This is a genomic window from Geobacillus sp. ZGt-1, from assembly GCF_001026865.1.
Lineage (GTDB): Bacteria > Bacillota > Bacilli > Bacillales > Anoxybacillaceae > Geobacillus > Geobacillus thermoleovorans.
In genome coordinates this window covers 5359-22706 of record NZ_LDPD01000014.1, presented here as the reverse complement: position 1 = coordinate 22706, position 17348 = coordinate 5359, and the positions used below count along the sequence as shown (strand labels likewise).

The 17348-nt window shown below is 51.5% G+C and carries 16 protein-coding genes and 2 pseudogenes; 5 read left to right on the top strand and 13 right to left on the bottom strand.

Annotated features, from left to right (window positions below; all coding sequences use genetic code 11):
* From VU18_RS19490 to VU18_RS06165, 3 genes are all read right to left on the bottom strand, one after another.
* The coding region (locus VU18_RS19490) for an aldehyde dehydrogenase family protein (protein WP_047757820.1) at positions 1–525 on the bottom strand (525 nt) is incomplete at its 3' end.
* Between the two features lie 357 nt (positions 526–882).
* Positions 883–2604: an assimilatory sulfite reductase (NADPH) hemoprotein subunit gene (cysI, locus tag VU18_RS06170; protein WP_047757814.1), complete on the bottom strand. Its 1722-nt coding sequence runs from the start codon at positions 2602–2604 to the stop codon at positions 883–885.
* 26 nt (positions 2605–2630) lie between these two features.
* Positions 2631–4460 carry an assimilatory sulfite reductase (NADPH) flavoprotein subunit gene (locus VU18_RS06165; protein WP_047757813.1) on the bottom strand — a complete coding sequence of 610 codons (1830 nt, stop codon included), beginning with the start codon at positions 4458–4460 and terminating at the stop codon, positions 2631–2633.
* A 229-nt stretch (positions 4461–4689) separates the two neighbouring features.
* Between VU18_RS06165 and VU18_RS06160 the strand changes: the two genes are divergently transcribed.
* Entirely contained in the window at positions 4690–5586 is an 897-nt protein-coding gene (locus VU18_RS06160; RefSeq protein WP_033025188.1) for a LysR family transcriptional regulator, read from the top strand.
* A gap of 30 nt (positions 5587–5616) precedes the next feature.
* Here the strand turns inward: VU18_RS06160 and VU18_RS06155 are convergent, their stop codons facing one another.
* From VU18_RS06155 to VU18_RS06140, 5 genes and pseudogenes are all read right to left on the bottom strand, one after another.
* Positions 5617–6540, bottom strand: a complete 924-nt coding sequence (locus tag VU18_RS06155; RefSeq protein WP_011230903.1) for a cation diffusion facilitator family transporter — start codon at positions 6538–6540, stop codon at positions 5617–5619.
* A 17-nt stretch (positions 6541–6557) separates the two neighbouring features.
* The gene (locus VU18_RS06150; protein ID WP_011230902.1) at positions 6558–6866 is read right to left on the bottom strand and encodes a helix-turn-helix transcriptional regulator; all 309 of its coding nucleotides are present in this window, start codon (positions 6864–6866) and stop codon (positions 6558–6560) included.
* A 193-nt stretch (positions 6867–7059) separates the two neighbouring features.
* A pseudogene (locus VU18_RS19485) lies at positions 7060–7190 on the bottom strand (heavy metal-binding domain-containing protein); the annotation flags it as partial.
* A gap of 1 nt (position 7191) precedes the next feature.
* The coding region (locus VU18_RS19480; protein WP_236687308.1) for a heavy metal-binding domain-containing protein at positions 7192–7377 on the bottom strand (186 nt) is incomplete at its 3' end.
* A gap of 67 nt (positions 7378–7444) precedes the next feature.
* A complete protein-coding gene (locus VU18_RS06140) occupies positions 7445–7915 on the bottom strand; it encodes a DUF2935 domain-containing protein (protein ID WP_047757811.1) in 471 nt (156 codons plus the stop codon).
* A gap of 159 nt (positions 7916–8074) precedes the next feature.
* Here VU18_RS06140 and VU18_RS06135 point away from each other — a divergent pair, with 159 nt between their 5' ends.
* Entirely contained in the window at positions 8075–9736 is a 1662-nt protein-coding gene (locus VU18_RS06135) for a hypothetical protein (RefSeq protein WP_011230899.1), read from the top strand.
* A gap of 230 nt (positions 9737–9966) precedes the next feature.
* Here the strand turns inward: VU18_RS06135 and VU18_RS06130 are convergent, their stop codons facing one another.
* Positions 9967–10224 (bottom strand): membrane protein, encoded by a 258-nt coding sequence (locus VU18_RS06130; protein ID WP_011230898.1) that lies wholly within the window; start codon positions 10222–10224, stop codon positions 9967–9969.
* A 369-nt stretch (positions 10225–10593) separates the two neighbouring features.
* Between VU18_RS06130 and VU18_RS06125 the strand changes: the two genes are divergently transcribed.
* The 3 genes from VU18_RS06125 to VU18_RS06115 all read left to right on the top strand — a co-directional run bounded on the left by VU18_RS06125 (position 10594) and on the right by VU18_RS06115 (position 13595).
* Positions 10594–11433: an MBL fold metallo-hydrolase gene (locus VU18_RS06125; protein ID WP_011230897.1), complete on the top strand. Its 840-nt coding sequence runs from the start codon at positions 10594–10596 to the stop codon at positions 11431–11433.
* A 136-nt stretch (positions 11434–11569) separates the two neighbouring features.
* A complete protein-coding gene (gene speD / locus VU18_RS06120) occupies positions 11570–12364 on the top strand; it encodes an adenosylmethionine decarboxylase (RefSeq protein ID WP_011230896.1) in 795 nt (264 codons plus the stop codon).
* Positions 12365–12470: 106 nt separating this feature from the next.
* Complete coding sequence (locus VU18_RS06115) at positions 12471–13595, top strand: FAD-binding oxidoreductase (protein WP_011230895.1); 1125 nt, start codon at positions 12471–12473, stop codon at positions 13593–13595.
* Between the two features lie 105 nt (positions 13596–13700).
* Here VU18_RS06115 and VU18_RS06110 read toward each other — a convergent pair whose 3' ends face one another.
* From VU18_RS06110 to VU18_RS17895, 4 genes and pseudogenes are all read right to left on the bottom strand, one after another.
* Positions 13701–14252 carry a YpiB family protein gene (locus VU18_RS06110; RefSeq protein WP_011230894.1) on the bottom strand — a complete coding sequence of 184 codons (552 nt, stop codon included), beginning with the start codon at positions 14250–14252 and terminating at the stop codon, positions 13701–13703.
* Positions 14253–14536: 284 nt separating this feature from the next.
* A complete protein-coding gene (locus tag VU18_RS06105) occupies positions 14537–16051 on the bottom strand; it encodes a malate:quinone oxidoreductase (RefSeq protein ID WP_190304924.1) in 1515 nt (504 codons plus the stop codon).
* A 400-nt stretch (positions 16052–16451) separates the two neighbouring features.
* On the bottom strand, positions 16452–16943 hold the full coding sequence (locus tag VU18_RS06100) for a hypothetical protein (RefSeq protein ID WP_033025181.1): 492 nt from the start codon (positions 16941–16943) through the stop codon (positions 16452–16454).
* Between the two features lie 243 nt (positions 16944–17186).
* Positions 17187–17348 (bottom strand): annotated as a pseudogene (locus VU18_RS17895) (DUF4351 domain-containing protein); the annotation flags it as partial.

The following is a 17348-nucleotide window of genomic DNA, read 5'->3' as shown; positions in this document are numbered from 1 at the left end:
GTTTCCATAGACGATGGCGGGTGCGATTTTCCAAATCGGAATCGCGACTGGAAAGTTCCACGGCGTGATGACCCCAACCACGCCAAGAGGCACGCGCGTGGTAAACATCAACGCTTCGCCGTCCATGGATGGAATGACCTCGCCGATGGACCGCATCCCCTCCCCAGCATAGTAGCGCAAAATATTGACTCCCCGCTGCACTTCCCCTTTTGCTTCCGGGAGCGTTTTTCCCATTTCTCTTGTCATCGTTTCGGCGATCTCGTCAAGCCGTTTCTCAAGAACGTCAGCCGCGCGGAACAAATACTCTCCGCGTTTCGGGCCGGACAGCTTCCGCCATGCCGCCTGCGCCCTTCGCGCCGCCTCAACCGCAACGTTCACATCCTCGACTCCGGACTCTTGAACGTAGCCGACGATATCATCGATGTTGGCTGGGTTAAGGCTGGCTTCGATTTTTCCAGTGGAGGAATGAATCCATTCGCCATTGATGTAATTCAAGTATGTTTGTTTTTCTGTTCCCATCTTCATAATATCTTCTCCCCCTTTCCATTCACGTGATCGCTGCATACGATCTTGGAAAAAATGTTTGCCCTTGGTCATGATCTGAAAAATACAAGTTCATAACACTACTATAATATAGTTGAAATATTTTGTGAATTATATAAGTTGCAACTTTTTTACATAGCATTGTTCGCTCTTTTTGTCACCGTGCCAGCTTTTCAAGTGATAAAGATAGGACATGGAGATCGGAAATCCTTTATTACAACCTAATATAGATTGAATGCGGCTACAATGAACAAAACACCGAAGCCATTGCATGAAAGCAACAAAAAACCAACCTCCCCTAAACAAGGAGAGGCTGGTTTCCATTTCACCCTGACCACTTTAATCATGGAAATTCGTCCCATCCGTCACTTCTTTGACGATGCCGGCGCGGATGACGAAGTCGCCGAAGTGTTCACCGTCAAGCCGCTCTTTCGCATAGCGGGATAGGAGCATGCGCAGTTCGCGCAAAATTTCCTCCTCGCCGATGTTTTCACGGTACAGTTTGCCTAAGCGCGTGCCGTTGAACGCGGCTCCAAGGTACATGTTGTATTTGCCGACCGCTTTGCCGACGAAGGCGATTTCCGCGAGCACGTGGCGGGCGCAGCCGTTCGGACAGCCCGTCATGCGGATCGTGATTTCTTCGTCGCGCAAACCGTTTTCATCGATAATTTCCTCGATTTTATCGAGCAGTTTCGGCAAGTACCGCTCCGCTTCCGCCATCGCCAAACCGCACGTCGGCAAGGCGACACAGGCGAGCGCGTTGCGGCGCAAGGCGGTGTACCGGCGGCCGTCGGTCAAGCCGTATTCGGCGATGAGTGCCTCGATTTCCGGCTTTTTCTCGCTCGTGACGTTAGCGATGACCAAGTTTTGGTTTGGCGTCAGCCGGAAATCTCCCGTATGGACTTTCGCGATTTCGCGCAGGCCGGTCATCAGCTTGTAATCGTCGTAGTCTTTGACGCGTCCGCCTTCGACAAAGAGTGTGAAGTGCCATGTCCCATTGACGCCTTCGACCCAGCCATAGCGGTCGCCGCTATGCTCGAAATGGTACGGGCGCGCTTCGCCGAGCTTCCAGCCAAGGCGGCGCTCAATTTCTTCTTTCACCGTTTCAAGGCCAAGGCGGTCGATCGTGTATTTAAAGCGGGCGTGTTTGCGCGATGAGCGGTTGCCGTAGTCACGCTGAACGGTCATAATTTTCTCCGCCACCTCGACCACTTGATCCGGCCGGCAGAAGCCGATCACCTTGGCAAGCTGCGGATACGTCGTTTTGTCCCCATGGGTCATCCCCATGCCGCCACCGATGGCGACATTAAACCCGGCAAGCTTGCCGTCTTCGACAATGGCGATGAACCCGATGTCTTGCGAGAACACATCGACGTCGTTCGACGGCGGAACGGCGATGCCGATTTTAAACTTCCGCGGCAAATACGTCGGTCCGTAAATCGGCTCTTCTTCGCCGTCAACCGCCGGCGTCCCCGCCACTTTCTCGTCGTCCAGCCAAATTTCGTAGTACGCCCGCGTCCGCGGCAACAAATGGTCGCTGATCAGCTTCGCCCATTCATACACTTCCGCATGCACTTCCGACTGGTACGGGTTCGGGTTGCACATGACGTTTCGGTTGACGTCACCACAGGCGGCGAGTGTCGTCATCAAGGCGCCATTGATGGCTTGCATCGTTTTTTTCACGTTCCATTTCAAGACGCCGTGCAGTTGGAACGCCTGGCGCGTCGTTAATTTTAACGTGCCGTTCGCGTATTTGCGGGCAAGTTCATCCATGACAAGCCACTGTTCGGGCGTCGCCACCCCGCCCGGCGTGCGCACGCGGATCATAAATTGATAGGCCGGTTCAAGCTTTTGTTTTTGCCGTTCGGTGCGCACGTCGCGGTCGTCTTGCAAGTAGCTGCCGTGAAACTTCATCAGCCGGTTGTCATCATCTGGGATGCCCGCGCTGAGCGGGTCTTCCATCGTTTCGGCAAGCGTGCCGCGCAAGTAACGGCTTTCCTGTTTAATGCGCTCGACATCGCTTGGCGGTCCGTCCGGCGCTTTTAACACGACTTTCGCCATTTCCGATTCCACTCCTTCTTTAGAGATTAATAGACGTCGCGTTGGTACCGTTTTTGCTTTTGCATTTCCGTCAAATACGCTTCCGCCTGTTCGCGGCTCATGCCGCCCTCTTTTTCGATAATCTCGATCAACGTCTGATGAACGTCGCGCGCCATGTGTTGCTTGTCGCCGCAAACGTAGACGACAGCACCTTCCTCAAGCCAACCGAACAGCTCTTTGCTTCGTTCAATCATCCGGTGCTGCACATACACTTTCTTCTCCGTATCGCGAGAGAAGGCGACATCCATTTTGGTCAGCACACCGCTTTTCAACCATGCGAGCCATTCGGTTTGATACAGGAAGTCGGTCATAAAGTGTTGGTCCCCGAAAAAGAGCCACGATTTTCCTTTCGCCCCGATGGCCTCGCGCTCTTGCATAAAGGCGCGGAACGGCGCCACTCCGGTGCCTGGACCGATCATAATGATCGGCGTGTCGGGATCCTTCGGCAACTTAAAGTTCGGGTTCGGCTGCACAAAGACCGGCAACGTATCGCCGACTTGGACGCGTTCGGCGCAGAACGTCGAGCACACCCCTTTGCGCAGGCGGCCGTGCGACTCATAACGGACCGCACCGATCGTCAAGTGCACTTCATCTGGATAGGCCGCTAAGCTGCTCGCGATCGAGTACAGGCGCGGCGGCATTTTCCGCAAGATGGAGATGAGTTGCTGCGGAGTGGCGTCCCATGGGCCGAAATCGCGGAGCGCATCCAACAAATCACGGCCTTTGGCGTATTCTTTCAATTTGGCTTCATTGCCGGGCGCCACAAGCGCTTGGAGCTCACTGTTTTTTGACAGCGTCCCCAGCTTTTGCAACAGCGCTTTCGTCAGCACCGTAATTTCAAAATGTGAGGTGAGCGCTTCACGCAGCGACCGCACTTCCCCATCTTTGTCGATCGTCACCGTTTCTTCCGGGTTCCATTTCATTTCTTGGATGATGAGGTCGACAAGCTCGGGATCATTTTTCGGGAAAATGCCAAGCGCATCGCCCGGTTCGTACTTCAACCCCGATCCCTCGAGCGACAATTCCAAATGGCGCGTTTCCTTGTTCGATCCGCGGCCGTTTAAGTTGATGTTTTCAAGCACCTCCGCCGGGAACGGGTTTTTCCGCGAATAGACGACAGCTGGTTCCATTTTTGGCGCCGTGGCCGCAACGGACAAAAGCGGCGTGGCCCCAACATGGGCATTCGCTTCTTTGCTTAACTCGCCAAGCACGCCATCAAGCCATTTCGCCGCCGCTTCTTCATAGTCGACATCGCAATCGACGCGCGGATAAAACCGTGTTCCGCCCAGCTCCTCAAGACGTTTGTCGAAATCTTTCCCCGTCTGGCAAAAATGCTCGTACGACGTATCGCCGAGCGCGAGGACGGAGAAACGGAGATGATCCAGTTTTGGCGCCCGTTTGCTGTGGAGAAATTCGTAAAACGATACCGCATTGTCCGGCGGATCGCCTTCCCCATGCGTGCTCACGACAATGAGCAGCGTCTCCACTTTCTTTAATTCGTTCGGCTTAAAATCAAGCATGGACAACACTTTCGCTTCAAAACCACGCTCTTTGAGCGCCTTGCCGGCTTTTTCAGCCAACTTTTGCGCATTGCCGGTTTGCGAGCCGTACAATACCGTCACTTCTTTCGAAACCGGTTTGCTGCTTCCAGCAAACAGCGCCGGCGCTTCGGCATCCAAAACGGCGACCGCCGCCTCGGCAGCAGCCAAATACCCGCTCAGCCAAAGCTTTTGCGACGGCGTCAACGTCGGCAACAAACGATTCAAAAGCTCAATCTGCTCCTGGGTAAACGGACTGTTGGTTACTTGCAGCTGCAACGGTGTCCACCTCACAATATAAAATAAAATGGAACGATTGGCGCCGTTTCGGTCTCAACGACAGGACGAACGCCAAATTCCATTATTCCTATAAGCCAAGTATACTTTAATGAGGGTATCATATTTACACTTTACCGCAAAACAAAACATTAGTAAAATAAATATAAATTATTAAAACTATTAGTATTTCTAATAGTACGGTCATCATGGGGACGGAGGAGAGGCGGACATGTACTATGAAGAGTTAAAAACGTTCATCACCTTAGCTGAAGTAAAAAACTTCACCAAAACTGCGGAAATTCTCCATTTGTCGCAGCCAAGCGTCAGCTTGCACATCAAAAATTTAGAAAAAGAGTTTCAAACGAAACTGTTCATCCGCTCCCCGAAGCGGCTGCGCATGACGCCGACCGGCGAGCTCCTATACGACCGCGCCAAACAAATGGTGGCGCTTTATGAACAAACGAAACAAGACATTTTGGAACACCATCATTCCGTCAAAGGAAAATTGAAAATCGGGGCGAGCTTTACAATTGGAGAGTATATTTTGCCGCCGCTTTTGCCCGATTTCCAAAAACGTTACCCAGAGTTGGAGCTTGAGGTCATGATCGGCAACACAAAAGAAATTGTCGAACTCGTCAAATCATATCAAGTCGACATCGGCTTGATCGAAGGGCAAACGAACGAAAAAGAACTGTCCGTTCATCCGTTCATGCAAGACGAGCTTGTCATCGTCGCCTCCAACCGCCACGAACTGGCGCAAAAAGAGGAGGTCACGATCGCCGAGCTGCAAAACGAAGCATGGGTGGCACGCGAAGTCGGGTCGGGAACAAGGGAATATTTCAACCATTTCATCCGCTCGAACGGGCTGAAAGTCAAATCGCTCATGATCATCAGCAGCAACCAAGGCATTAAAGAAACGTTGATCAACGGCAACGCCCTGTCCTTGCTGTCGCGCAGCGTCGTCGCCCGCGACATCGAGCACGGCCACCTGTCCATCGTTCGCCTGAACCATCCACCGTTTTACCGAATGTTTTCCTACATCTATGCACCGATTATGGAAAACAAACAAAACGTGCGCATTTTCCTTGAAGCCTTGCAAACCAATTGGACTGGCGTCAGCCAATAACAGAAGGGCGTGGTCATGGATGACCCGCCCTCACACTTCCATCTCCCCATGGCGGATGTGCGGCATTTCAATTTGAATCGTCGCATGGCGAATGTGAAAGCGCGTTTCGACCAAATCAATCGCCCGCTGCAAAACCGCCTGTCCATCGCATCCTTCCTCAATGAGCAAATGGCAGCTTAACGAATCAAGCCCCGAGGTGATCGTCCAAATATGCAAATCGTGGACATCGATCACCCCATCAATGCCCGAGAGCGCCGCCTTCACTTCCGCATGGTCAATCGCCGCCGGCGTTCCTTCCATTAAAATATGCACTGTCTGCTTGACTACGGCAAATGCTCCTTTTAGAATCAAAACCGCCACCGCGATGGAAATGAGCGGATCGGCCGCGTACCAATCGAACAGCCAGATGACAAGCCCTGCCGCCATCGCCCCGACCGAGCCTAACGCATCGCCGATCACGTGCAAATACGCACTGCGGACATTGACGTTCTCTTTGACATCCCCTTTGCGCATTAACACCCAAGCGCTCACGAGATTTGCCAACAACCCGACGGCGGCCACCGCCATCATCGGCCCGCTCGCGACAGCAGGTGGATTCACAAACCTCCCGACCGCTTCCCAAATAATCCAAGCGGCAATCACCACCAACGTGACCCCGTTTACTAGCGCCGCTAAAATCTCGAACCGGTAAAATCCATACGTTCTCTTCGGCGACGCGGGCTTCGCCGCCAGCCAAACCGCCGCCAGGCTTAACAGAAGCGAAATGGCATCACTCAGCATATGCCCCGAATCCGAAAGAAGAGCAAGGCTGTTCGTCACAAGCCCGCCGACAAACTCGAGCACCATGATCCCGATCGTTACACCGAGGGCAATCGCCAGCCCTTTTTGATTTCCTTCTCTGCCGTGATGATGCCCGTGATGGTGATCACAATGGCCGTGCGCGTGATGATGCATCCATCTTCTCTCCTTATTTATTGGTGTTGTGCGTGATCAATCGCCTGCTTTAGCAACGATATGACATGTTCGTCATCACATGAGTAAACCAACATCTTCCCCTCACGGCGATATTTCACAAGCCGCAACGTCCGAAGCAGCGCCAACTGATGGGAAACCGCCGATTGCGACATGCCGAGCACTTCCGCAATATGGCCTACATGGCATTCTTCCTGCGACAACAAATACAACATCTTCATCCGAGTCGGATCCGCTAGGGCTTTAAAGATCCGTGACACTTCCTCAATCACACTTTCATCTAAAAACGAATGATCCTCTGCGTTCATGGCTGTTCCCTCACATTTTAATATATGAGCATTTGTTCATATATGCGAATCATAAACCGCTTTTTTTTCTTCTGTCAATCCTATTTCAAGCTGCAAAACCCCATCAGCATCAACAGCCGATGCACTGACACCCCCACAACGGCAGCCGACAAAGCAAAAAAAAGCAGGGGCCGATAGACCCGCTGCTTTCCCATTACGATTTCAGCCGCACCGCCGTCCCCGTCGCAATGCACATCATCATGCCGTCGCGCAGCGTTTCAAAATCGAGATCCACCCCGATGACGGCGTTGGCGCCAAGGCTTCTCGCCTTATTGACCATCTCCTNGATCGCCATCTCCCGCCCTTCGGCCAGCTTGCTTTCATACGTTCCGCTCCGCCCGCCGATGATGTCGGTGATGCTGGCGAGAAAATCACGGACGACATTGGCGCCCAAAATGACCTCTCCCGCTACGATGCCCAAATACTCTTCAATTTCTTTTCCCTCAATGGTATTGGTGGTCGTGACAATCACAGCTATGTCCCCCTCGTGGCTCATCATAATAGGTGGAAGCACCCAATTCCATTATACTACATTGCATCTATGACGTCGCCGATGAATCTGTCCGCAGTGCAGCCAATGCCGAATGAGTACCGTACAGCAACAACTGCGCGATGCCGACAAAATACTCCGATTCGCGAATGATGTGATCGAGCATCACCTTGGCGGTCGGGTTTTGGCTGACGGCTTTGCTGCGGGTTTTGATTTGCCGGCATAATTCGATGAACTGAAGGCTCTGCTCTAGGCAGTACGACACAAAATGGAGCACTTGTTGATGCAGTTGTTCAGGAACATAATGGCCGGCCCGAACCACCGATTCGATATAACGGACCGCGTGCTGATGCGCAGCCGAAAGCGCCTCCTCCCATTTTTTCAACGCTTCTACATATGGCGCTTCCAATCCAGACGCAAGCTCGCGAATGACGACCGTATGTTCTTCCTCTTGGTGCTTCCAGAATTCAATCTCATCCAAAACGCGCAGCGGCATGTGTGGGCCGTAGTAAAATTGCACGCTCTTCCCTCCCTGTTTCCCCTCTTCTTTCAGTGTATGGGCAAAACAACGCGGATATGCACCATGATCGAAATGATCACAGCCTTCGTCCTTGTTTTACCTTGAAGATCGGCATAGCGACATGCATAGAAAACCGTTATCCAAAGGAGGAGTCCATCGATGCATGACAACGAACGCCGATTATCCGATTATATCGATCAATTGAACGCCGAGAAAAAACCAAAAGACCATGAACATTTAGGGGCAGATCCCGAATTGCAAAAGCTGTTTCATACAGTCAGGCTCGTCCGCAGCCTCAGGGAGCCTGCCATGCCGGAGCGGGATTTTCCAGCCAAACTGGTCCGTGTGGTCACCGATCAACTAGTGCAAACAAAACAGAAAAAGAAAAAACGGGCCTGGATGGCCAGCATCGCCGGCATCGCGGCTATGTTGACCCTATCGCTGCTGATCCATTTCGCTTCACTCTTTGACCATCCCAACATTGTCAAGGCGATGGAAAAAGCCTTTCAAGACGTCAACGCCTACCATGGATTTTTGGAAATTGTCGAAACGAATGCCCAAGGCAAGACGACCACACAAGCCAAATTGGAAATTTGGGCCGACAAACACGGACGCTATTATATACAAGAACTGGAAGGTTCAAACAAAGGGCTGATTACCGTCAATAACGGGCAAACGAAATGGCAGATCCGGCCTTCCGAAAAACAAGTTCATCGATTTCCTGCCTTCCCTGATCCGTATCGTTTTGCCTTTGAACTCGGAAACGAAATCAAAGGGATCAAACAGGCCATATCAACGAACATCATCGGGGAAGAGAAGGCAGCCAACCGTCCATCTTGGATTGTCGAAGTCACCCCACAAGGAGGGGAGCCTTATCGGATATGGATTGATAAGGAAACCCGTCTTCCGTTGCAAAAACAATATGCAATGCAGCATGGGATCCAATACAAAATGACGTACACGAAAATCGAATGGAACCACGCTATCCCTGAAAAACTGCTGACCTACCATGTGCCAAAAGGGTTTCAAGAAGTCAACCAAAACCCGGAACAAATCGTCACCAACATCGATGAAGCAAAGGAGGCTGTCGGATTTCTGCCTGATACGGTCAGCCAAATCCCGTCTGGATATGTCCAAGACCGCATCGCGATCATACCGGACAAAAAACTGGTCAAACTCTATTACCGGGCACTGGACAAAGAGATTGTCATCATCCAAGGAAAAGCCATCGGCGAATGGAAACTTGCCCCAACCGCGATGGTCGGGAAAATTCATCACCAAACTGCTGAAATTCAGTCGCCGGTTGTAGAAGAATCAGGCGTGATCGGAGCAGGAGGACCATATGCCGGCCTGACGGACCTCCATTCGATTCGCTGGCGGCAAAACGGGTTTGAATACGCCGTTATCGGCCATGCCTCTTTGGGGGACTTGATCGCATTCACCAAAGAGCTGACAAACGGAGCCTTTGAAATGCCGACACATAAAGATCCATTCCCATTCAAGCCGAAGGTGGAAGTTCCTGTTGACTTGGAACGGGAGAAAAATGATCAAAAAAACGTCGATGCTGGAAGTTCGCCTTGGAAATTGGATCCTTTGTTTGTGGCTCAAGTATTTGTCAGCCTGCAAATGTCCCCTGGAGGCATTACTGGAGATTACCCGATTCACTATGAAGACTTGCGCATTATCCAAAACAACGGGAAGGAGGCCATCGTAGAAGTGGACGCCCACAACACTCCAATCAAGCGAGTATATTTGAAACGGCTGATCCGGCAAGACGCGACGGGAATATGGACGGTGGTGGGATATGATCCTGCTCCATAATGTTCACAGAGATGAATACTGATCTCCACTATCTGCGTCATGAAAAAGGAGAACGGCCATCCCCTTGTTCTCCTTTTTCTTCGTTATTCCCATAGAGTAGTGAAATCCTCGTCAATGGCACGGTCATTGTAGCTGATGCCGGATGGACGGCTATTAACGTCTAAAATCGGAAAAGCCGCCCCAACAGGCTTCGTTCCCCTTCGGGACCGGCTTTTTCCTTTTCCTTTTTGTTAGCCGCGAACCATTTGGTACACATGCATCACCAAGGCGCTGACCGCCGCCACTCCTACAAACGAAACCAAATACACCATCGGCGACCCCGTTTGGCCAAACACAACCTCATTTTGCAGCATGGCCGCTTTCTCCCAAGCATTCCCCACATCAGGCTTATAAAGCTTCGTTTTCCAATACCCTATGCCGATTGTTGATGCCAAATACACCACATGAACGATGATCGAAATGGCGAAAGCATGAATAACGGTTTTCATGAACATTCCCCTTCCACACTTGTTAGGAATACGTCAGGCGCTTCATGGAATGCACGTCCGCAAAAGTCCATCCATTGTGTTTGGCCCACATTGTAGTATGATCCCTATCATTTTACCATATTGAACAAGCTGCGCGAAATTGCCCCCCTTCATATTTCCGAATCGTTCCTTTTGATCAAACGTTCAATCCCTCCAAAAGAGGGGATATTCACAGACACTGGATTGAAGTAAGCTTAACGATAGCATCGTTTTTCTCCATCCCATCAAGCACATGATGTGCGTGAAACGCCAATAAAAATGAATGATCATTCATTTTGTTATGGTATAATGGTAACAACATCCTCACACCAATAAGGAGGCCCGTTCGCCATGCTGCTCGATAAAGTGATCAAAAAGCGGTTTGAAACGGAGACCGTGCAAAACGTGCGCATCGCCAAAGGAACGGCGATGTTTCAAGGCGTCCGTCTTACCGTCCGCTGCTTTGTCATCGATGGGGTGCTGATTGACACCGGCGCAAAATCGATGGAAAACGAATTTACTTCGTTTTTCCAACAACAAGACATCGACCAAGTCGTCATCACCCATTATCACGAAGACCATACCGGCTGCGCAGCGTTTTTGCAGCGGAAGATGGGCCTGCCCATCTATATGAACGAACTGATGATCCATTATTGCCAGCAAAAGGCGGACTATCCGCTCTATCGAAAAGTGTTTTGGGGCAAGCGCGATCCATTCACCGCCAAGCCCATCGGCGCGACGTTTTCCTCCCGAAATGCAACGTGGGACGTCATTCCCACGCCGGGTCACTCGATCGACCATGTGGCGTTTTTGAACCGCAAAACCGGCCAGCTGTTCAGCGGCGACTTGTACTGCCAAGAGAAAACGAAAGTCATCTTGCGCGAAGAAAACATCCCGGCGATCATCACTTCCTTGCAACACGTGTTGACGTACAATTTCGGCGACGTCTTCTGCGCCCATGCGGGCTATCTCCCGAACGGGCGCGAAGCCTTGCAGCGAAAACTCGATTACTTGCTTGAACTTCAAGGCAACATCATCGATTTATACGAAAAAGGCATGCCGCCGAAACAAATTCAAGAAACGCTTTTCCCGAAAAAATATCCGATCGTCTTTTTTTCGGCGAAGGAGTGGGACTCCCTTCACATTGTCCGGTCGGTCATTCAAGAATATCAAGCGAAACGGGCAAGCTGAAGCGGACGCTTCCCGGAAATGGCCATAGACCATTAGGGCAAGCCCATATTCCGTTTTCTTCCATTTCAAATGAAAAATTACTATCTTCGCCAGCAACGGGACAAATTAAGAAAAAACGAAAGGATGGGTCCCGTCGATGAACGAAACACCGCGCGTCAAGCTGCACGGGTTCAACAACTTGACGAAATCGCTCAGCTTCAATATGTACGATATTTGCTATACGAAAACGGCGAAGGAGCGGGAGGCGTATATCGAATACATTGACGACGTGTACAATGCCGAACGGCTGACGAATATTTTAAAACGTGTCGCCGACATGATCGGCGCCCATGTGTTAAACATCGCCAAACAAGATTACGTTCCGCAGGGCGCGAGCGTGGCGATGCTCGTTTCCGAGGGGCCGGTCGTCGAGGTGCCCGAAGATGACGGCCCTTTGCCGGAGGCGGTGGTGCTTTCCCTTGACAAAAGCCATATCACCGTCCATACATACCCAGAATACCACCCGAATGACGGAATCAGCACGTTCCGCGCCGATATTGATGTCGTCACATGCGGGGAAATTTCGCCGCTCAAAGCGCTCGACTATTTGATTCATTCATTTGACGCCGACATTATGATCATCGACTACCGCGTGCGCGGATTTACGCGCGACATTCACGGATACAAGCTGTTTATCGACCATGACATTACGTCGATTCAAGATTATATCCCGGAGCACATTCGCGAAAAGTACGATATGATCGACGTAAACATTTACCAAGAGAATATTTTTCACACAAAATGCAAGTTGAAACAGTTTGACTTGGACAACTACTTGTTTGGCTATGCAAAAGAGGATTTGAGCGAACAAGAAGCGAATGAAACAACCGCCAAGCTGAGAAGGGAAATGGATGAAATCTTTTACGGAAAAAATATGCCGAACACCGTTTGACGCGGGCGCCTTTTTGACGCCTGCCGGCTTTCGGGCCGGCCCACACCGGTTCCCGATTGGCGCCGTCTATGGTATGCTAGTAGAAAAAAGGAAAAGGTGTTCATGAATGAAGTACATCATCGTCGGAGCCGGCATTTTAGGGGCCTCGACCGCTTACCATTTGGCCAAGGAAGGCGCAAACGTGATCATCATCGACCGCGGCGACAAAGGGCAGGCGACCGGTGCGGCGGCGGGGATTGTCTGCCCTTGGCTGTCGCAGCGCCGCAACCAAAAATGGTACCGATTGGCCAAAAACGGAGCGAAGTTTTACCCCTCCCTCATCGAAGAACTGCAAGCGCTCGGGGAAACGGACACCGGTTATGCGCGCGTCGGGGCGCTTTGCCTGCATACAGACGAACAGAAACTGGAACAAATGGAGGAGCGCGCTCGCAAACGGCGCGAAGACGCGCCGGAAATGGGAGAGATCGTGCGGCTTCATCCCCATGAGGCGAAGGAGCTGTTTCCGCCGCTTGGCGGTGAGCATCATGCCCTATATGTGAGCGGCGCCGCCCGAGTGAACGGCCGGGCGGTGCGGGACGCCCTCACAAACGCGGCCCAAAAGCTTGGCGCCGCCTACATCCGCGGAAACGCCCAGATCCTGTTTGAAGGCTCCCGCGTCATCGGCGTGGAAGTCAATGGAGCGAAATACACGGCCGAAGCGGTCATCGTCACAGCCGGCGCATGGGCTGGCGAACTGCTTGAGCCGCTGGGCGTTCGGTTTGCCGTCACTCCACAAAAAGGACAAATCGTTCATCTCGAATGGTTGGCAGGCGAGACTGGCCGATGGCCGGTCGTCATGCCGCCGAACAATCAGTATATGCTCGCCTTCCCTAGAGGGCGAATCATCATCGGAACGACCCATGAAGATGAAGCGGGGATGGATGTCCGCGCCACCGCCGGCGGCATCCACGAAATACTGGACAAAGCGCTCGCCGTCGCGCCAGGGCTGTCGGCGTGCACCTACGTGGAAACACGGGTCGGGTTTCGCCCGCGCACGCCTGGGTTTCTCCCGATCTTCGGACCGCTTCCGGGCTTTTCTGGGGTGTATATCGCCAATGGGCTCGGCTCCTCAGGTCTCACCGTCGGCCCGTATTTAGGAAAGGAGTTGGCGAAACTCGTCATCGGCCTGCCGACGGAACTCGACCCAAGCGATTATGACGCAGCAAGCGCCGTCGCACCGATCGTTCAATGAGGGGGATCAGAAAAAGCAACAACGGAGCTTCCACGATATGGACAATAGCCAACGCAGCGACTGATATCCCTTTCTCACCGTCAGGGCAAAGCTGACCGTGTTTTGTCAGCTTTGTCCTTCATATTTTTTCAACTGCTCCGTCAGCTTGTGAAACAGCTCCATATCTTTGCGGTCAAGCGCTTGATCGATTTGCATCTTCAAAATCGACACTTCATGGCGTTTCAACGCTTCATCGAGCACTTGCTCGGCCGCTTTCGCCATTTTCTCATGGCGCTCATGCCGCCGGACGTTTTCAAACGCTTGGTGATCAATGAGCCGAAGGTACGAAAAATTCCTTGCCTTTCCTGGAAAATGAAGCGTCAAATAGAGCGGTTCATTTGGATGCAGCGCCAAATCGCCCATAATGGCGGCCAAACTCGTGCTTTTTTGACCGCGCCGATAAAAGACGAGCCCTTCCTCTTCCGCCATCGCAGTCGAAATGATCAGCCACCGCGCCTGCTTTTGCTCGGTTTCCGTAAAATGGACGTTCTCAAGCAAATGGGGGTGTTGAAGCAAGTATTGCAGCACAAATCGGGCATCGGGATGCTTCAAACGATGCTGCTGCAAAAACGTTGTTAAGAACTGCCGCTTTTCTGAATAGGACACCCATCTCGTCATAGCCTCACCCCCTTCAACTGCTTCTCCATGGAAGATAACAGCGGCCGCAGCGCAAGATCGTCTCAACAAGCCTCGATGATCCATTGCTATTCCATTCACGTCTTTGTTTTCCAGTATACTTGATTGCGCCCCGCCGTGCATCTGAAAACCACAGGGCAAGGCCCCTTTCATTCCGACACCAAGCGGCAAACGAAATAGAAAAACAGCCGCCCTTCATTTCCAGGCGGCTGCTCCTTCTAAGCAACGGGCTCTCGGCTTTCCTTTCCATTGCTAAGACCTATGGCCTACGCCAACTGCATCGCAAAGTGGCCGTTCAATCCGAGCGCTTCGGCTGTGGATGCTTGCACTTGCCGCAACAGCGCTTCGTTTTTCATCAACGACTCGCCGTAAGACGGAATCATCTCTTTCACTTTCGCCCGCCATTCGTTCATCCGTTCTGGGAAGCACTTCTCCATCACTTCAAGCATGACATGAACCGCCGTCGATGCGCCTGGCGAAGCGCCGAGCAACGCCGCGATCGAGCCATCGGCCGCATGAACGACCTCCGTGCCGAATTGCAGCGTTCCTTTGCCGCCAGATTCCGTGTCTTTGATCACTTGCACGCGCTGACCCGCCACGACGATGTCCCACTCGTCGCTTTTCGCCGTCGGGACGAATTCCCGCAGCTCTTGCATGCGCTGTTCTTTCGACAACAGCACTTGCTGGATTAAATAGTTGGTCAAGGACATATTTTTCACGCCCGCCGCCAAGATCGTCAAGACGTTATGCGGCTTGATCGAGGTGAACAAGTCGAGCATCGATCCGTTTTTCAAAAATTTCGGCGAAAAACCAGCAAACGGCCCAAACAGCAGCATCTTTTGATTGTCGATGAACCGCGTGTCCAAATGCGGCACCGACATCGGCGGCGCGCCGACTTTCGCTTTGCCGTACACTTTCGCATGGTGCTGCTCGACGACCTCGGGATTGTTGCACACCATAAACAGCCCGCTCACCGGGAAGCCGCCGATTCCCTTCCCTTCCGGAATGCCGGACTTTTGCAACAGATGGAGGCTGCCTCCCCCGGCCCCGATGAAGACGAACTTGGCCGCATGAAGCTCCACCGTGCCTGTGTCCAAATTCCGCACTTTCAGCTCCCATAAACCGTCGCTTGTCCGTTTGATATCCTCGACATGATGGCGGTAGCGGATCTCCACGTTCTTCCGTTTCAAATGTTCAAACAGTTGGCGCGTCAACGCCCCGAAGTTCACGTCCGTCCCCGATTCGATGCGGGTCGCCGCGATCGGCTCGTCCACCACCCGCCCTTCCATCATGAGCGGCACCCATTCGGCCAACTTTTTCGGATCATCTGTGAACTCCATCCCTTTAAACAGCGGATTGGCCGCCATCGTTTCGTGGCGCTTCTTCAAAAACGCCACATTGTCTTCCCCTTGCACAAAGCTCATATGCGGCAGCGGACGGACGAAATCTTTCGGGTCACGAAGAATACCGCTGTTGACTAAATAAGCCCAAAACTGCAAAGAGACGTAAAACTGCTCATTGATTTTAATCGCTTTGCCGATGTCAATCGACCCATCGGCCTTCTCAACCGTATAGTTCAACTCACACAGCGCCGCATGCCCCGTCCCGGCGTTGTTCCACTCGTTGGAGCTTTCCGCTCCTGCCTCTTCCAGTCTTTCAAAGACGACAATGTCCCACTCTGGCGCCAATTCCTTCAAGAGCGTCCCCAACGTCGCGCTCATAATGCCAGCGCCGATTAAAATGACATCCATTTTTCCTTGTTTGTTGCCCATGTTTACCATCCCTATCCATGAATAGTTGTAAAAGAGCATCGAGCGATCGCTCGAAATGATTCCACCGATACCCCTTTTGTTTTTGAGGGCGATTACAAAATTTATTATAACACAATTGATTAATAGTATGTCACTATTATCGATTTTAACAAAAATATATTAATATAATTCAATGCACCGTTGCATATTCATGACATCAACACGACCATCCGCAATCGCCCTTCACAATAATTTTACAAAATCGTTGAATATTTCGCCACCATCTCGAGAAAAAACGCAGAGATTTTTCAAGAAGACTGATGAAAAACAAACGAAATCATTTCATAGCAGCAAAAAAGACGGCTCCATGCCGCCAAAGCGTCATATAAGCCATCTACACCCGAAACATTCCAAGGTGACATCCATCGTATTAGGCAATCGTTTTTTCAATTTCTCTAACAAATGGCTCGTGCGAAGTATTCTCTAAAAAATCTTCGAATATTTCATCAAGTTGCAAGTTGAGATCTTCATTGACCTCATTCCCGTCCTCGTCATAAATCTCAAAGTGGCTGTACTTCCATTGATCAAATGTTTCCCTAAGCAAGTCACAGTATGTCACCCAACGCTTTCCATAGTTAGACATATACGTCGGCACCCATTGATCAATGTAAACGTTGTTTAACAACTCATCTAACGGAGAACAATAAAATCGCGAGCCCTTACTTCTCCCCAGCGACCGGACAAGCTCGGCGAACTCTTCCTTCTTCATTTTCCTCACTTTACCGGAATAGTCATAGCTGATCTTGCCGTTGTATGGATTGATGAATGGTTCAGCGGTGTATATCCATTGGTGCGGTATATGCGTTTGAATCACTTCCATGAGCATTCGGGCAATGAGTTGCGGGATATCACGGAAATCCAACTTTTCTCTTCCTCCCTCACAAGAAGATGCGAAACAACACCGTCTTTCATCCCGCAATGGAAACCGTAGGATGAAAGGCGGCCAAATTTCGTAATCAAGCAAGGCGCTTCCGCGGTCACGGTCTTCACAAACGCAGCGGCCCTTCGGCATCCTTAGGCCATGCCGTCCATACGACGATCAATTGGCCGCTTGTCGTCACCAACCTTCTTATTCCCCATGGCCATCCCCTTGTTTTTTATTTCCCTACTCTTCAAGCAATCCCCGAACATCTTCCTCTAGAAGATCCACCAACCGAGCAATGTCTTCCACCGTCATTCCTTTGCGCTCCATGTTACGAATCAGCTGTTTCATTCCTTGTTGAATTCCACGTTCCATCCCTTCTTCCAACCCCTCCTTCCTTCCCTT

Coding starts and splice junctions, on each gene's coding strand:
- cysI (WP_047757814.1), bottom strand. CDS start 2,604: ATGGCGAAAGTCGTGTTAAAAGCGCCGGACGGACCGCCAAGCGATGTC.
- VU18_RS06160 (WP_033025188.1), top strand. CDS start 4,690: ATGTACTATGAAGAGTTAAAAACGTTCATCACCTTAGCTGAAGTAAAA.
- VU18_RS06155 (WP_011230903.1), bottom strand. CDS start 6,540: ATGCATCATCACGCGCACGGCCATTGTGATCACCATCACGGGCATCAT.
- VU18_RS06150 (WP_011230902.1), bottom strand. CDS start 6,866: ATGAACGCAGAGGATCATTCGTTTTTAGATGAAAGTGTGATTGAGGAA.
- VU18_RS06135 (WP_011230899.1), top strand. CDS start 8,075: ATGCATGACAACGAACGCCGATTATCCGATTATATCGATCAATTGAAC.
- VU18_RS06130 (WP_011230898.1), bottom strand. CDS start 10,224: ATGAAAACCGTTATTCATGCTTTCGCCATTTCGATCATCGTTCATGTG.
- VU18_RS06125 (WP_011230897.1), top strand. CDS start 10,594: ATGCTGCTCGATAAAGTGATCAAAAAGCGGTTTGAAACGGAGACCGTG.
- speD (WP_011230896.1), top strand. CDS start 11,570: ATGAACGAAACACCGCGCGTCAAGCTGCACGGGTTCAACAACTTGACG.
- VU18_RS06115 (WP_011230895.1), top strand. CDS start 12,471: ATGAAGTACATCATCGTCGGAGCCGGCATTTTAGGGGCCTCGACCGCT.
- VU18_RS06110 (WP_011230894.1), bottom strand. CDS start 14,252: ATGACGAGATGGGTGTCCTATTCAGAAAAGCGGCAGTTCTTAACAACG.
- VU18_RS06105 (WP_190304924.1), bottom strand. CDS start 16,051: ATGGTAAACATGGGCAACAAACAAGGAAAAATGGATGTCATTTTAATC.